This window comes from Streptomyces sp. NPDC013455 (genome assembly GCF_040632975.1).
Classification (GTDB): Bacteria; Actinomycetota; Actinomycetes; order Streptomycetales; family Streptomycetaceae; genus Streptomyces.
Map to the genome: position 1 here is coordinate 13,999 of NZ_JBEYCX010000038.1, position 14,648 is coordinate 28,646.

The 14,648-nt window shown below is 73.5% G+C and carries 15 protein-coding genes; 10 read left to right on the top strand and 5 right to left on the bottom strand.

Annotated features, from left to right (window positions below):
* Positions 1 to 96 precede the first annotated feature (96 nt).
* Positions 97 to 1,353 carry a PP2C family protein-serine/threonine phosphatase gene (locus ABZ576_RS33495; RefSeq protein WP_360749625.1) on the top strand — a complete coding sequence of 419 codons (1,257 nt, stop codon included), beginning with the start codon at positions 97 to 99 and terminating at the stop codon, positions 1,351 to 1,353.
* Here the strand turns inward: ABZ576_RS33495 and ABZ576_RS33500 are convergent.
* Complete coding sequence (locus ABZ576_RS33500) at positions 1,293 to 1,712, bottom strand: ATP-binding protein (protein WP_360749628.1); 420 nt, start codon at positions 1,710 to 1,712, stop codon at positions 1,293 to 1,295. The genes ABZ576_RS33495 and ABZ576_RS33500 overlap by 61 nt on opposite strands.
* 183 nt (positions 1,713 to 1,895) lie before the next feature.
* Between ABZ576_RS33500 and ABZ576_RS33505 the strand changes: the two genes are divergently transcribed.
* The 5 genes from ABZ576_RS33505 to hemC all read left to right on the top strand — a co-directional run bounded on the left by ABZ576_RS33505 (position 1,896) and on the right by hemC (position 7,505).
* The gene (locus tag ABZ576_RS33505) at positions 1,896 to 2,651 is read left to right on the top strand and encodes an IclR family transcriptional regulator (protein WP_360749631.1); all 756 of its coding nucleotides are present in this window, start codon (positions 1,896 to 1,898) and stop codon (positions 2,649 to 2,651) included.
* A gap of 43 nt (positions 2,652 to 2,694) precedes the next feature.
* Positions 2,695 to 4,209, top strand: a complete 1,515-nt coding sequence (glpK, locus tag ABZ576_RS33510; RefSeq protein ID WP_360749634.1) for a glycerol kinase GlpK — start codon at positions 2,695 to 2,697, stop codon at positions 4,207 to 4,209.
* Positions 4,210 to 4,539: 330 nt separating this feature from the next.
* Positions 4,540 to 5,520 (top strand): ATP-dependent DNA ligase, encoded by a 981-nt coding sequence (locus ABZ576_RS33515; RefSeq protein WP_360749664.1) that lies wholly within the window; start codon positions 4,540 to 4,542, stop codon positions 5,518 to 5,520.
* 183 nt (positions 5,521 to 5,703) lie between these two features.
* Entirely contained in the window at positions 5,704 to 6,480 is a 777-nt protein-coding gene (locus ABZ576_RS33520) for an NPP1 family protein (RefSeq protein WP_360749638.1), read from the top strand.
* Positions 6,481 to 6,569: 89 nt separating this feature from the next.
* Complete coding sequence (hemC, locus tag ABZ576_RS33525) at positions 6,570 to 7,505, top strand: hydroxymethylbilane synthase (protein ID WP_360749640.1); 936 nt, start codon at positions 6,570 to 6,572, stop codon at positions 7,503 to 7,505.
* A gap of 58 nt (positions 7,506 to 7,563) precedes the next feature.
* On the opposite strand, the gene ABZ576_RS33530 is transcribed toward hemC, so the two are convergent.
* Positions 7,564 to 8,088 (bottom strand): hypothetical protein, encoded by a 525-nt coding sequence (locus tag ABZ576_RS33530; protein WP_360749643.1) that lies wholly within the window; start codon positions 8,086 to 8,088, stop codon positions 7,564 to 7,566.
* Between the two features lie 498 nt (positions 8,089 to 8,586).
* Here ABZ576_RS33530 and ABZ576_RS33535 point away from each other — a divergent pair, with 498 nt between their 5' ends.
* Entirely contained in the window at positions 8,587 to 9,378 is a 792-nt protein-coding gene (locus ABZ576_RS33535; RefSeq protein WP_360749646.1) for an RNA polymerase sigma factor SigF, read from the top strand.
* A gap of 2 nt (positions 9,379 to 9,380) precedes the next feature.
* Here ABZ576_RS33535 and ABZ576_RS33540 read toward each other — a convergent pair whose 3' ends face one another.
* Positions 9,381 to 9,701, bottom strand: coding sequence for an ANTAR domain-containing protein (locus ABZ576_RS33540; protein WP_360749649.1), 321 nt, complete (start codon positions 9,699 to 9,701; stop codon positions 9,381 to 9,383).
* A 128-nt stretch (positions 9,702 to 9,829) separates the two neighbouring features.
* Between ABZ576_RS33540 and ABZ576_RS33545 the strand changes: the two genes are divergently transcribed.
* The gene (locus ABZ576_RS33545) at positions 9,830 to 10,639 is read left to right on the top strand and encodes a VOC family protein (protein ID WP_360749652.1); all 810 of its coding nucleotides are present in this window, start codon (positions 9,830 to 9,832) and stop codon (positions 10,637 to 10,639) included.
* Between the two features lie 12 nt (positions 10,640 to 10,651).
* On the opposite strand, the gene glgX is transcribed toward ABZ576_RS33545, so the two are convergent.
* Positions 10,652 to 12,850 carry a glycogen debranching protein GlgX gene (glgX, locus tag ABZ576_RS33550; RefSeq protein WP_360749655.1) on the bottom strand — a complete coding sequence of 733 codons (2,199 nt, stop codon included), beginning with the start codon at positions 12,848 to 12,850 and terminating at the stop codon, positions 10,652 to 10,654.
* A complete protein-coding gene (locus ABZ576_RS33555) occupies positions 12,847 to 13,359 on the bottom strand; it encodes a pep a2 (RefSeq protein WP_360749658.1) in 513 nt (170 codons plus the stop codon). Before ABZ576_RS33555 ends, glgX begins: the two co-directional genes overlap by 4 nt.
* Positions 13,360 to 13,661: 302 nt before the next feature.
* Here ABZ576_RS33555 and ABZ576_RS33560 point away from each other — a divergent pair, with 302 nt between their 5' ends.
* Together ABZ576_RS33560 and ABZ576_RS33565 are read left to right on the top strand one after the other, a co-directional pair.
* Positions 13,662 to 13,961, top strand: coding sequence for a DUF5133 domain-containing protein (locus ABZ576_RS33560; RefSeq protein WP_030641557.1), 300 nt, complete (start codon positions 13,662 to 13,664; stop codon positions 13,959 to 13,961).
* 109 nt (positions 13,962 to 14,070) lie between these two features.
* The coding region (locus ABZ576_RS33565; protein ID WP_360749661.1) for a maltotransferase domain-containing protein at positions 14,071 to 14,648 on the top strand (578 nt) is incomplete at its 3' end.

Here is a 14,648-nt window from a genome sequence, read left to right on the forward strand (position 1 = left end):
ACCCGCGCCTTGTGGCCGCCCCGGTCGGCCCCGTTTCCTTGATGAAACGGACATTCCGGGTATGCACCCCCTACAGGTGAGGACTGCGGGCGACACATGAGCCAGGCGCGACACCATGGTGGCGGCGACACACCGACGCGGCTGTTCCGGGACCGTGTGACCGGCGCCGTGCGGCCGGCCCGCCGGCGCACCGCCGGACGACGGCCCGCGGGAACACCCGCGCTCTCGGTGCTGCTCGGCGCCCTCGGCGCCCTCGGCGCCCTGGTCGTCCTCCTCGCCCTGACCGGCGGCCCCGGGAGCACCTGGCTGCCGCTGCTCGCGGCCGGGCCCGCCCTGGCGGCCATCGGCAACGGGCCGCGGGGCGTGCTGTGCGCCGGGCTCCTCGCCGCGGCGGCGGGCGTGGTGCTGGGCGCCGGGCGCGGGGTTCCGGCCCACGAGCTGTCGGCCGTCCTGTGCGCCCTGCTGGCCGTCACCGCGGCGAGCGGCCTGGCCAGCGCCCTGCGCGGCCGCCGGGAGCGGGTCCTCGCCGCCGTCCGCTCGGTCGCCGAGGCCGCCCAGCAGGCACTGCTCCAGCCCGTCCCGGAGACCGTCGGCCCCTTCCAGGTGGCCGTCCGCTACAGCGCCGCGGCGGCCGAGGCCCGGATCGGCGGGGACCTGTACGCCCTGGTGCCCACCCCGCACGGGATCCGGCTGATCGTCGGCGACGTACGCGGCAAGGGCCTGCCCGCGGTGGGAACCGCCGCGCTGGTGCTCGGGGTGTTCCGGGAGGCCGCCTACGACGAGCCCGACCTGCTCGCGGTCGTCGACAGGATCGAGCGGAGTCTGGCGCGCAACCTCGGTGCGGACGACTTCGTCACCGCCGTGGTCGCCGGATATCCCCGGCCGGGCCACCTGGAGACCGTCAACTGCGGGCACGCCCCTCCGCTGCTGATCTCCGCGTCCGGGCGGGTGCGGGCGGTGGAGCCCGTGCACCCCGCGCCACCCCTGGGGCTGCGCGCCCTCTCGGGGCAGTCCCCCGGCCTCCAGCGCCTGTCCCTGGCGGTGGGGGACCAGCTGCTGCTCTACACCGACGGGGTCATCGAGGCCCGCGACCACGCGCGCCGGTTCTATCCGCTGGCCGAAGGCGTGGCCCGCCATGTCTGCGAGGAGCCGGCCCGCACCCTCACCGCGCTCCACGACGAACTGCTGGCGCATGTGGGCGGCCGGCTGCACGACGACGCCGCCCTGCTGCTCCTGCGGCGGGGGGACGCCGAGGAACCGGCCCCGGTGCCGTCGGGGTCACGGGCGGCGCTTCAGACCGCGGCGAGTTCGGCCCAGCGGGTCACCCCGCCGGGGTGCAGCCGCATGCCGTGACGCGTGGCCAGGGCGTGGACGATGGCCTCGCCCCGGCCGTGCTCGTCGGGGTCCATCGCGGACCGGGCCGTGGCCGGCACCGGTCCGGCGTCGGTGACGGCGATCCGCAGGGTGCCGCCGGTGTCGCCCCGTACCCACGACATCCGCAGCTCCGCCGGCGGCCGGGCGTGGATGACCGCGTTGGTGACCAGCTCCGACACCACGAGCAGCGCGTCCTCGGCCAGCTCCGGACGCACGTCCCAGTCGGCGAGGACGGCCGCCGCACGCCGGCGTACGACCGAGACGGTGCCGGCGACGGGCGGAACCGGACACACGTGTTCGCATGCCGCCCGAAGCAGCGTGTTGAGCTGTGCCACCATGTTCTCTCCCGCGTGAGTGCTGCCGGAGCGGCGCCGTGTCTCAGCGCTTCCCGGGCTCCCCACACGCTATGGAGACAAATCGGGCCGGTCAATGAACGGCGGTCGGCATTGCCGAACGCCGCCGGGCGGGGGCGTCCCCCGGCCCGCGAAGCGAAGCGCCCGTCGCGGTAATAGGCTCGCCTCATGGCCGGCCCAGTCCAGTCGATCGAACGGGCGGCGGCGATCCTGCGCCTGCTCGCCGGAGGGCCCCGCCGACTCGGGCTCGGCGAGGTGGCGGCCTCGCTCGGGCTGGCGAAGGGCACCGCCCACGGCATCCTGCGCACGCTCCAGCACGTGGACTTCGTGGAGCAGGACGCGGCGACGGGCAAGTACCAGCTCGGAGCCGCCCTGCTGCATCTCGGCACCAGCTACCTCGACGTCAACGAGCTGCGCTCGCGCTCCCTGAACTGGGCCGACGCCCTGGCCGCCCGCAGCGGGGAGGCGGTGCGTCTGGGCACCCCCCTGGAGGGCAAGGTCCTCATCGTCCACCACGTCTTCCGACCGGACGACACCTTCCAGACCCTGGACGTGGGCTCGCTGCTGCCCCTGCACGCCTCCTCGCTCGGCAAGGTGCTGCTGGCCTTCGGGACCGCGACCGTCGAGGGGCGGCCGGAGGCGTACACCCGGCACACCCTGGTCGACCCCGAGCGGCTCGGCCGGGCGCTCGCCGCGGTGAGGGACGTCGGCTGGGCCGCCGAGATCCAGGAGATGAGCATGGGCGAGGCCGGACTCGCCGCGCCGATCCGGGGGCACGGCGGTCTGGTCGTCGGCGCGATCGGGCTGTCCGGGCCGGTGGAGCGGATCTGCGACAGCCAGGGCCAGGCCCGCCCCCATCTCGTCCATCTGATCCGGGAGGCCGCGCGGGCGATCTCCCGGGACCTGGGAGCCGCCCGCTGGTAGGCACGGCCGCCGCCCCTCGACCCGTCGGAAGGCAGACCCGATCATGGCTGAACGGTACGTAATGTCCATCGATCAGGGCACCAACTCGACCCGCTGCATCCTGTTCGACCACCGGGGGCGGCTGGTCTCGGTCGCGCAGCGGGAGCACCAGCAGCACTTCCCCCGGCCCGGCTGGGTCGAGCACGACGCCGTCGAGATCTGGCAGAACCTGCGCCGCGTCGTCCCCGAGGCGCTGTCCGACGCCGGTGTGGCCGCCGGCCAGGTCGCCTCCATCGGCCTGGCCAACCAGCGCGAGACGACGGTGCTGTGGGACCGGCGGACCGGCGTCCCGCTGGGCCGGGCGATCGTCTGGCAGGACACCCGCACGGCCACGCTCGTCGAGGAGCTGTGCCGGCACCCCGGGGAGCCGTTCTTCCAGGAACGCTGCGCGCTGCCGCCCTCGACCTACTTCTCGGCGCTGCGGATCCGGTGGCTCTTCGACCACGTCAAGGGTGTCGAGCAGCGTGCCAGGAACGGCGAGGTGCTGTTCGGCACGATGGAGAGCTGGCTGATCTGGAATCTCACCGGAGGCGCCGACGGCGGCCTGCACGTCACCGACGCCACCAACGCCAGCCGCACGATGCTGATGAACATCCGCACGCTCGGCTGGGACGACGAGCTGCTGGACTTCTTCGAGGTTCCCCGTTCGATGCTGCCCGAGATCAGGTCGTCCGCCGAGACGTACGGCGAGGCCCGCTCGCTGCTGCCGGGCGTCGCCATCACGGCCGCCCTCGGCGACCAGCAGGCCGCCCTCTTCGGCCAGACCTGTTTCTCCCCGGGCGAGGCCAAGTGCACCTACGGAACCGGCAGCTTCCTCCTGCTCAACACCGGCGGCGACCTCGTGCGGTCCCGGCACGGGCTGCTCACCACGGTCGCCTACAAGATCGGCGACCAGCGGCCGGCCTACGCCCTGGAGGGGTCCATCGCCATCACCGGCGCGCTCGTCCAGTGGTTCCGGGACCGCCTGGGCCTGATCAGCAGCGCCCCGGAGATCGAGACGCTCGCGCGGACGGTCGAGGACAACGGCGGCTGCTACATCGTCCCCGCCTTCTCCGGCCTGTTCGCGCCCCGCTGGCGCAGCGACGCCCGCGGGGTCATCGTCGGCCTCACCTCGTACATCACCAAGGGCCACCTGGCGCGTGCCGTCCTGGAGGCCACGGGATGGCAGACCCGGGAGGTCGTGGACGCGATGAACGCCGACTTTTCGGTCCCGCTCCGGCAGCTGAAGGTGGACGGGGGCATGACCGCGGACAACCTGCTCATGCAGTTCGTCGCCGACGTGCTGGACGTGCCCGTGGTGCGGCCCATGGTCGCCGAGACGGTCTCGCTGGGCGCCGCCTACGCGGCCGGGCTCGCCGCCGGCTACTGGCCCGACCTGGAGGTGCTGCGCCGCAACTGGCACCGGGCCGCCCAGTGGCTGCCCGACATGGACCCCGGGCGGCGCGCGTCGGAGTACGACAACTGGCAGCGGGCGGTGGAACGGTCCCTGGGCTGGGTACGCCAGCCCCGCTCGCCCTGACCGGCACGGGCCCGGAGCGGCAGCCGTCCACGGCCGGGACCGGCCGGGGCCCGGAGCGGCAGGCGTCGGCGGCCGGGGCCGACCGGGCCCTCGGAGCGGCAGGCGCCGGCGCCCGGCAGGGGGCGTGGCGGCCCTGGCCTCCGTCCTGGCCTCCTTCCTCCCCCGCCACCGGCCCGCGGGCCCCGCCACCGGCCCGCTGGCCCGCCCCCGCGGCGCGAGCCCCGGGCCGTCGGCCGAACAGGTCGCCTGAGCGGGACCCGTTCAGGGGAACCGGCGGGGGAAGGCGCGTGGCGGCGCGGTCCCCGGTCGAGACCTTCTGCCGTGACCGCCGTGACCCTGCCGTTCATCCCGCCGATGCTCGCCACCCCGGGCACCCTGCCGCCGGCCGCCCAGGACGCGCGGTGGGCGTACGAGACCAAGCAGGACGGCCAGCGGGTGATGGTCTACCTGCCCGGCGACGGCAGTGTGCTGCTGCGCGCCCGCTCGGGCGACGACATCACCGGCGCCTACCCCGAACTCCGGCCGCTCGGTGAGGCCCTGGGCACCACGCCCGCCGTGCTGGACGGCGAAGTGCTGGCCCTGGACGCGCGCGGCCGGGCCGACTTCCAGCTGCTGCAGAGCCGGATGGGGCTCGCGCACGCCCCCGCGCGGGCGGCGCGCCGGGCCGCACAGGTGCCGGTGCACCTGGTCCTGTTCGACGTGCCCTACCTGGCGGAGCCCCTGGTGCGGCTGGCCTATGTACGGCGGCGGGCCCGGCTGGAGGAGCTGGGTCTCGCCGGGCCGTACTGGTCGACGCCGGGTTCCGTGACCGGGCACGGCGCCGAGGCGCTACGCGCCACCCGGGAGCACGGCCTGGAGGGCCTGGTGTGCAAGCGGCTGGACTCGGTGTACGAGCCGGGGGTGCGCTCGCGCGCCTGGCTCAAGATCCGGAACACGCGGGCCGAGGACGTGATCGTCGGCGGCTGGCTGCCCGGCAGGGGCCGGCTGACCGGCCTGCCCGGCGCGGTCCTGGTCGGCCAGCGGGACGCGGAGGGACGGCTGCGGTACGTGGGCGGGGTGGGCACCGGCTGGAGCGAGGCGGAACGCGCCCGGCTGGCGGAACTGCTCCGGCAGACGGCGAGCGGCCGGTGCCCCTTCGCACCGGCGCCGCGGATCGCCGGGGCCCACTGGGTGGAGCCCCGGCTGGTCGGCGAGGTCGGCTACAGCACGCGGACCCGGAACGGCATGCTGCGCCAGCCGTCCTGGCTGCGCCTGCGTCCGGACCTCGCGCCCGAGGACGCGGCGGCGGACCTGCCGGAGGACCTCGGGTAGAGCCGCGGTCCACCGGCGTACCCGCCCCGGCGCACCGGGCGAGCGGGCACGCCGGTCACCGGCCGGGCGGCGGGCCGGAGTCCGGCCGTGGTCCGTTCCCGTGACGTGTGCGACCCCTTGGCAGCGCGGTGTGCGCCCGGGATGCTGAACTCCCCTCGCCCGCAGCGCTGTTGGAGGAAACCCGTGCCCTTTCCGGCCCGTCGCCCCCGGCACGGCGGATGGTTCGCCGTCCCGGCCTGTGCCGCCGCCCTGGTCATCGCCTTCCCCGCCACCGCCTTCGCCGCCCCTCCCCCGGCGCTGCCGGTGAACGCCGACACGGCCGAACTGGCGTACCAGCCCGCCTTCGACTACGACACGGACGGCTGCTACCCGACACCCGCCATCGCCTCCGACGGCACGGTCAACGGGGGCCTGAAGCCGACGGGCGCCCTGAACGGCGGCTGCCGCGACGCCTTCGACCTCGACAACACCAACGGCTACGTACGCTCCGCGTGCGACAACGGCTGGTGCGCCCACCTCTACGCCCTGTACTTCGAGAAGGACCAGGCGCTGCCCGGCACCAGCCTCGGCGGGCACCGGCACGACTGGGAGCACGTGGCGGTGTGGGTGCGGGACGGGCAGGTCCGGTACGTGTCGACGTCCCGCCACGGCTCGTTCACCGTGCGCCCGGCCCCCGAGGTCCGCTTCGAGGGAACGCACCCGAAGGTCGTGTACCACAAGGACGGGATCGGCACGCACTGCTTCCGGTTCGCCAACGCGAACGACGAGCCGCCGGAGAACCACGAACACACCTGGCAGTACCCGGCCCTCGTCGGCTGGAACGGCTATCCGGCGGGCGTACGCGAGAAGTTGAGCGCCCACGACTTCGGCAGCGCCCACTTCGGCCTGAAGGACGGCAGTTTCGCCTCCCACCTCGCCGAGGCGAAACCGTCCGGGATCGCGTTCGACCCCGGCGCCTGACCCGGCCTGCCTCCCGGCGGCCGGCCGGCGGGCGCGCGGGCGCGTCGTGCCGTGCCAGACGGGTGATGCCAGGGTCTATCGTGTCCCCCATGTCTGTGCCGGAACTGATCCGTATCGTCTCCCGCGACTCGCCCATGGCCCTGGCCCAGGTCGAGCGGGTCCGCGCCGAACTGGCCGTGCTGCACCCGGGGGTGCGGACGGAGGTCGTCCCGGTGAAGACGACCGGGGACAAGTGGATGGGCGATCTCTCCCGGGTCGAGGGCAAAGGGGCGTTCACCAAGGAGGTGGACGCGGCCCTGCTCGCCGGGGAGGCGGATCTCGCCGTGCACTGCGTCAAGGACGTGCCCGCCGACCGGCCGCTGCCCGCGGGGACGGTGTTCGCCGCGTTCCTGAAGCGCGACGACATCCGGGACGCGCTGGTGCACCCGGGCGGGCTCACCCTGGACGAGCTGCCGGCCGGCACCCGGATCGGCACCTCCTCGGTGCGCCGGGTCGCCCAGCTGGCCGCGACCCACCCGCACCTGGAGTGCGTGCCGTTCCGCGGCAACGCCAACCGGCGCCTGGAGAAGCTCGCCGCCCGGGAGGCGGACGCGCTGCTGCTGGCGGTGTCCGGCCTGGAGCGCATCGGCCGGACGGACGTCATCAGCGAGGTGCTGTCCCCGGAGACGATGATGCCGCCGATCGGCGCGGGCATCCTGGCCCTCCAGTGCCGGGAGGACGACACCGCCGTGATCGACGCGGTCAGCGGGCTCGGCGACCCGGCCACGCACCGGGAGGCGACGGCGGAGCGGATGTTCCTGCACGTCCTCCAGGGGCACTGCAACAGCCCCATCGCCGGGTACGCGCGGGTGGACCGCGGCGGCGAACTCTCCCTGCGTGCTTGCGTGTTCACACCGGACGGCAAGACCCGGCTGAACGCCCACGAGTGGGCGGGCCGGCTGGATCCGGCGACCCTCGGCACCTCGGTCGCGGTCGCGCTGCTCCGGCAGGGCGCGCGGGAGATCATCGACGGCATCCCGCACTGAGCCGCGTACGGCGTCCGCGGCCGGGCCCCGTGCGCCGGGCCGGCGGCGCCGGGGCAGCTCAGGCGGTGCCCGGCTCCGTCTGGTCCCTCAGGAAGGCGCTGACCTGGTGGGCGAGGCTGCCCTGCCCGGTGCCCGCGGAGGCGGCCGCCGTGGCGGACTCCTGGGAGCCGATACCGCCCGCCCACAGCCGGCGGTCGCTCCAGTCGTCGTCCACGCGCAGCTGCACCTGTACGTCCACGTGGGTGAGCGCGGCCTCGGGCGCGGCGGCGTAGATCACGGCGGTGGCCCGGCGCAGCGGATGGACGTCGAAGCCCTCGATGAACTGGGAGTTGCGCCAGTCGATGAAGGCGCCCTCGCCGTCGGGGCCGACCCGGACGTCGATCTGGCCGTCCTCCAGGTGGATGCCGAAGTGCCGCGCGCCACGGTTCTCGACGGTCACCCGGACACTGAAGTACGTCAGGCCGGCGGCGGCGTCGTCCCGTCCGCGTGGCGGCTCGGCCGCCTCCAGGCGGTGGACGCGGACCCGCAGACCGGCATGCTCTTCGTACTCCTGCCAGTCACCGACCACGTTCGGCTCGTACACAGTGCCCCTCTCGACCTTCGAGAGCTGCTGTCTATCTGTGTGCCGAGCGCACTGTCAAATGAGCGGAATGCGCTGTGGCCAGGGGATTCGCCCGCTTTGATCGGTGATCAAGCGCTGCCCAGGAAGAACTCGCGCACGGCGGGTTCCGGCCGAGTACGCGTGCGTGCCGCACATCACGTCCACGGCAGATCACCGAGCCGGGCGCCGGGCACGGTCCCCGCCGCGCGCGCCCTGCCGGCGATCGGGGCCGAGGGCCGTCACCCACCGTCACGGCGGCATCGGCTCGCACGGGGGAGCCGCGAGCAAGCACATCCCGCCATGGACGTTATGTCGTGTTTGTTTTGAGATGTCCCTCAGCGGGAAAGCGAACCACAGTGCTTCGGACAGGAGGCACGTCCGTGGGAGCCGGCCTTGCCGGGCGCCCCGACGTCCCTCCAGGTCCGAGCGCACCTCCCACGGTGTCTGTCCCATCAGCACCTGCCGAGAGAGGTGCTCGCCATGCGTGTCACGGGCAGCATCAAGTCCCACCCGCACGACGACGCCCCGGATACGGGCGAGTCCTTCGAGCGGCTCGCGCAGCTGCCCGACGGTCCCGAGCGCCAGGCGCTGCGGGACGAGCTGGTCCGGCTGTGGCTCCCCATGGCGGAGCGGATCGCCGTGCGGTTCCGCGGCCGCGGGGAGGCCCTGGAGGATCTCTACCAGGTGGCCGCGCTGGGCCTGGTCAAGGCCGTCGACCACTACGACCCCTCCCGCGGCCGCGCCTTCGAGGCGTACGCGGTCCCCACCGTCACCGGTGAGATCAAGCGCCATTTCCGGGACCACATGTGGACCCTGCACGTGCCGCGCCGGGTGCAGGACCTGCGCAACCGGGTCCGCGCCGCCGCGAAGGAGCTGGCGCAGACCACCTCCGGCCGGGCGCCCACCGTCGCCGAGATCGCCGCGTACACGCGGCTCAGCGAGGACGAGGTCCGCACCGGCATGGAGGCGCTGGAATGCTTCTCGGCGCTGTCCCTGGACGCGGAGGTGGCCGGCACGGACGGCTACGCCCTCGGGGACTCCCTGGGCGGCCCGGACCCGGGCTTCGACCTCGTGGTGGACCGCGCGGCGGTCAAGCCGTGCCTCGCGGCCCTGCCCGAGCGCGAGCGCACCATCCTCTACCTGCGCTTCTTCGGCGGTATGACGCAGAGCCGGATCGCCCAGCAGCTGGGGATCTCCCAGATGCACGTCTCGCGGCTGCTCAGCGGCTGCTTCGACCGGCTGCGCGAGGAACTCCTCGCGGAGACCCGCTGACCCTACGCCTCCTCGGTTCCGGGCATCCGGGTCGGGGCGTACCGGTCCAGGGCGTCCTCCAGCTCGGCACGGATGTCGGGCGGGATGTCACCGCGGCGCCCCCAGATGAGGATGAGCTCGGCGACATTGCGCAGTTTGATGTTGGTGTGCTGGGAGACCTCGCGCAGCACCTGGTAGCCCTGGTCCGGGGAGACCCGGCCGAGCGCCACCACCATCCCGATCGCCTGGTCCACGACCGCGTGGGAGGTCACGGCTTCCTTCAGCTGCTCGACCTCCGCCTGGAGTGCCGCCAGACGGTCGCGGTCAGGATCGCTCTGTGTCATGGCTCCATGCTGCCGAGGGGCCTGCTCAGCCGCCATCCGGGGTACTCGACAGGCACTCCACCACCGTCCGGCCGGACACTGGTGCCATACCGGTGGCCACCCGGCCCCGAGAGCAGGACGCGACTGCCATGAACATCGACACCCCCGCCGGCGGCGGACCGCGCAGAAAAGACGTCATGTCCACCCACTCCGTCTTCGGGGCACCGTGCTGGGTGAGCCTGACCAGCCGTGATCTCCAGACCACCCAGGACTTCTACGCGGCCGTCCTGGGCTGGCGCTGGCGCGGCGCCGAACTCGGCGAGCACTTCCGCATCGCCCTGGCGAACGGGGTGCCGGTGGCGGGGATCGCCGCCGTCGCCTCCATGTGGCAGATGGCGGTGGCCTGGACACCGTACTTCGCCGTGCCGGACGCGGACGTGGCCGTGGCCCGGGTGCGCGAGCGCGGCGGTACGGCGGCGGTGGGGCCGCTGTCCTTCCCGCCCGGCCGGGCGGCGCTGCTCGCCGACCGGGACGGGGCCACGTTCGGTATCTGGCAGGGCGAGCTCGTCACCAACTGGGAGGCGTGGCGGCAGGCGGCCCCGACGTTCGTACGGCTGCACACCCGGGACGCCTTCGACGCCGCGATGTTCTACGGCGAGATCCTGGACTGGGCGACGGGGCTGCCGGGCTGCTGCGAGGTCCAGTACGAGGGCGGCGAGGTGGTGCTGCGCAGCCGGGGCGACGTGGTGGCGCGTATCGACTCCGGCGCGGTGGAGGCGGCCCCGGACCCCTCGGTGCGTCCGCACTGGCAGGTCCACTTCGCGGTGAACGACGTGGCCGGCTGCGCCCGCGCGGCGGAGAAGCACGGCGGCAGCGTGCTGCGCGAGGAGGAGACCGAGGCCATCCTGCGCGACTCGGACGGCGCGCAGTTCACGGTGACGGCGCGGGGCGGCCGCTGACGGGGGCGGCGCTCACCGTCCGCGCCCGCGGCCGCGCCGGCGCCGTTCGCCCGGTTCCCGGCGTGGCCGGGGTGTGTCACGCGACGGACGCGACAGCAGCACCAGGCTCCGGGCCTCCACCCGGAGCCGGGTGGCGGCTTTGCGTTCGCGTTCGTCGGGGAGGCCGTCGGGGTCGGCGGTGTCGATCAGGGTCGTCCAGCGCTCGCCGAAGGAGTCGTCGGGCAGGCGGAAGTCGACCGGCTCCCAGTAGCCGTTGACGAGCAGCAGGAACGAGTCGTCGACCATGCGGCCGCCGTGGGGGTCGCGTTCGGCGATGGCGTCACCGTTGAGGAACGCGCCGACCGCGTGCGCGTCGCCGCGCTGCCAGTCCCGGCGGGTCATCTCGCGGGCGTCGGGCCGCAGCCACATCAGGTCGGGCAGCGGCTGGTCGGCGTTGGTCGCGGTCTCGCCGCGGAAGAACCGGCGCCGGCGCAGCACCGGGTGCGCCGCGCGCAGGGCGATCAGCCGGCGGGTGAAGTCGGCGAGCGCGCGCTGTTCGTCCGTCAGCTCCCAGTCGACCCAGGAGATCTCGTTGTCCTGGCAGTAGGCGTTGTTGTTGCCGCGCTGGGTGCGGCCGAGTTCGTCGCCGTGGCACAGCATCGGGATGCCCTGCGACAGCAGCAGCGTGGCGAGCAGGTTGCGCTGCTGGCGGGCGCGGAGTTCGAGGACCGCGGGGTCGTCGGTCTCCCCCTCCGCCCCGCAGTTCCAGGACCGGTTGTGGCTCTCGCCGTCCCGGTTGTCCTCGCCGTTGGCCTCGTTGTGCTTGTCGTTGTACGAGACCAGGTCGCGCAGGGTGAATCCGTCGTGCGCGGTGACGAAGTTGACGCTCGCGCGCGGCCGGCGGCGGCTGTGCTGGTACAGGTCGGAGGAGCCGGTGAGCCGGGAGGCGAACTCGCCGAGCGAGCCGGGCTCGGCGCGCCAGAAGTCCCGGACCGCGTCGCGGTACTTGCCGTTCCACTCCGACCACAGCGGCGGGAAGTTGCCCACCTGGTAGCCGCCCTCCCCCACGTCCCAGGGCTCGGCGATCAGCTTGACCCTGCTGATCACCGGGTCCTGCTGGATCAGGTCGAAGAACGCCGACAGCCGGTCCACCTCGTGGAACTGCCGGGCCAGGGTGGCCGCGAGGTCGAAGCGGAACCCGTCGACGTGCATCTCGGTGACCCAGTACCGCAGCGAGTCCATGATCAGCTGGAGCACGTAGGGGTGCCGCATCAGCAGGCTGTTGCCGGTGCCGGTGGTGTCGTAGTAGTGCGCCCAGTCGCCGTCGACCAGACGGTAGTAGGAGGCGTTGTCGATGCCCCGGAAGGACAGGGTGGGGCCCATCTCGTTGCCCTCGGCGGTGTGGTTGTAGACCACGTCGAGGATGACTTCCAGGCCGGCCGCGTGCAGCGCCTTCACCATGGCCTTGAACTCGTTGACCTGCTGGCCGCGGGTGCCGAAGGCGGCGTAGGCGTTGTGCGGGGCGAAGAAGCCGATGGTGTTGTAGCCCCAGTAGTTGGACAGTCCGCGGTCCTGGAGCACGCCGTCGTGCACGAACTGGTGCACCGGCATCAGCTCCACCGCGGTGACGCCGAGCGAGGTCAGGTGTTCGAGCACGGCCGGGTGCGCGAGTCCGGCGTAGGTGCCGCGCAGCCGCTCGGGGACGTCGGGGTGGGTGCGGGTGAGGCCGCGGACGTGGGCCTCGTAGATCACCGAGTCGGCGTACGGCGTCCTGGGCGGGCGGTCGTCGCCCCAGTCGAAGAACGGGTCGGTGACCACGCCCAGCATGGAGTGCCCGGCGCTGTCCGCCGGGGCCGGCCCGTCCGGGGCGCGCTCGTACAGGGAGGCGTGGTTGTCGATCTGGCCGTCCACGGCGCGCGCGTACGGGTCGAGCAGCAGCTTCGCCGGGTTGCAGCGGTGGCCGAGCGCCGGCTGCCAGGGGCCGTGCACCCGGTAGCCGTAGCGCCGGCCGGGGCCGACGCCGGGCAGGTAGGCGTGCCACACGAAGCCGTCGACCTCGTGCAGCGGGACGGATGTCTCGGTGCCGGCCTCGTCCACCAGGATGAGCTCGACACGCTCGGCGACCTCGCTGAAGAGGGCGAAGTTGGTGCCCTGACCGTCGAAGGCGGCACCCAACGGGTAGGGGTGCCCGCTCCACACGGGCACCCCTTTCCTGGTCCTGCGGGCGGTCACCGGCTGCCCTCCAGGGTGTCGTCGCCCGCGGGTGCCGGAGCGGCCAGGACGGCCACGGGTTCTTCGCGCGGCACCTTCAGGCCCGTGCGCAGGGCGGGGTCGGGCGCGACGGGCACCAGCGGCACGCGCTGGCCGGCGCGGGCGCGCTGGGAGAACCAGATGATCTTGCTGCCGGTGTCCGAGGCGCAGCAGCCCCAGCCGTCGCTCATGGCGGCGATGTCCGCCAGGCAGGACCGCAGGTCCTGGTCCGGGCGCAGGTCCGGGTCGTCGTCACCGAAGGCGGTGATGAGGTGCTGGCCGTTCCACCACATCTCGATCGAGGTGTGCTTGTCGGTCGCGTGCGCGTCGATCGCCCGCAGCAGCAGTTCGGTGCCGCGGCAGACGGGGTCCACGAGGTTCTCGAGGTCCCAGTAGCGGAGGTGGGCGGCCAGGATGCGGCTGACCTGTCCCACCCGTTCCGGGCTGACTTCCACGTCGAGGTGGTAGTAGCAGGGCACTGCGGTCTTCATCGTCGCTTGCTCCTCACCGGCGAAGCTCTCGCTTCCTCGCCCCGTCCGGGAGGGATCCCGGACACAAAACGTGAGCGTTGATCGCTTCTGAGTCACCTCCACGGTGCGGGCACTACGCCATTCGTGCAACACGAGGACTCCACACCAGCGATCGTTGAAGCTCCAACAAGACGCTTCGTCGTCGTGCGTGCACCATAAGTGAAAGCCTCGATCGCCGTAACGGTGCCGCGCCCACCCCTGCGCGGACACCACCCGACCGTCGGGAACGCGCCCAGTCGAGAGCGTGGAAGGTGAAGAGGGCAATGCTGCTACCCGCCAAGGCCGAAGTGGCCCGGCAGTTGCGGCGTTACCGGGCGTGGGAGCGCGTCATGCTCGCCTCGCCCCACGACCGCACCGTCCGGGCCACCTTCGAGGACTCGGGGTACACGCTGTGCGTTCTGATGGGCAAACGCTGCGCCCGCGAGGCCGCGGACGCCGCCGAGCGCTATCTGCGCACGAACCTGGTCACCTACCTGCGCGAGCAGGACGGACGGCCGCAGCCACGCCGGGCGGCCAGAAGAGCGCCGCCACCGGAGCGGCGTTCCACGGCGCCAAGCCCCTGAGCTGGCACCGTACAAGGCGTTCCTCTCGGGACCGGCACGCGCCGGCCCGACTTTCGGATCGCGAAGCCGGGCCGGGTGCCCGGCTTCGCGCACGGCGGAGGTGAGATGCATGCGCAGGACCCCGGCGGCCATCGGCCGTGTACCGGTACGCGACGTCCGGCCGGCCGTGGAGTGCGGCAGGCGCCCGGCGAAAGCGGTGGCCGGGGAGACCTTCCAGGTCACGGCCACCGTGTTCCGCGAAGGGCACGACGCCGTGGGTGCGAACGTGGTCCTGCGTGATCCGAAGGGCCGCCGCGGCCCGTGGACCCCGATGCGGGAACTGGCCCCGGGCACCGACCTCTGGGGCGCGGACATCACCCCGGACGCGACGGGCCGTTGGACGTTCCGGGTGGAGGCGTGGAGCCATCCGCTGGCGACCTGGCGGCACACCGCGTCCGTGAAGGTGCCGGCCGGGATCGACACCGGTCTGGTCCTGGAGGAGGGCGCCGGGCTGTACGAGCGTGCCGCCGCCGGGGTGCCCAAGGGCCCCGAGCGCAGCCTGGTGCTGGCCGCCGCGCGCGCCCTCGGCGACGACTGCCTGCCGGTGCACGACCGGCTCGCGGCGGCGCTGGCGCCGGAGGTGACGGAGGTCCTGGCCCGCCACCCGCTGCGGGAGCTGGTGACGGCCTCCGACCCGATGCCGCTGCT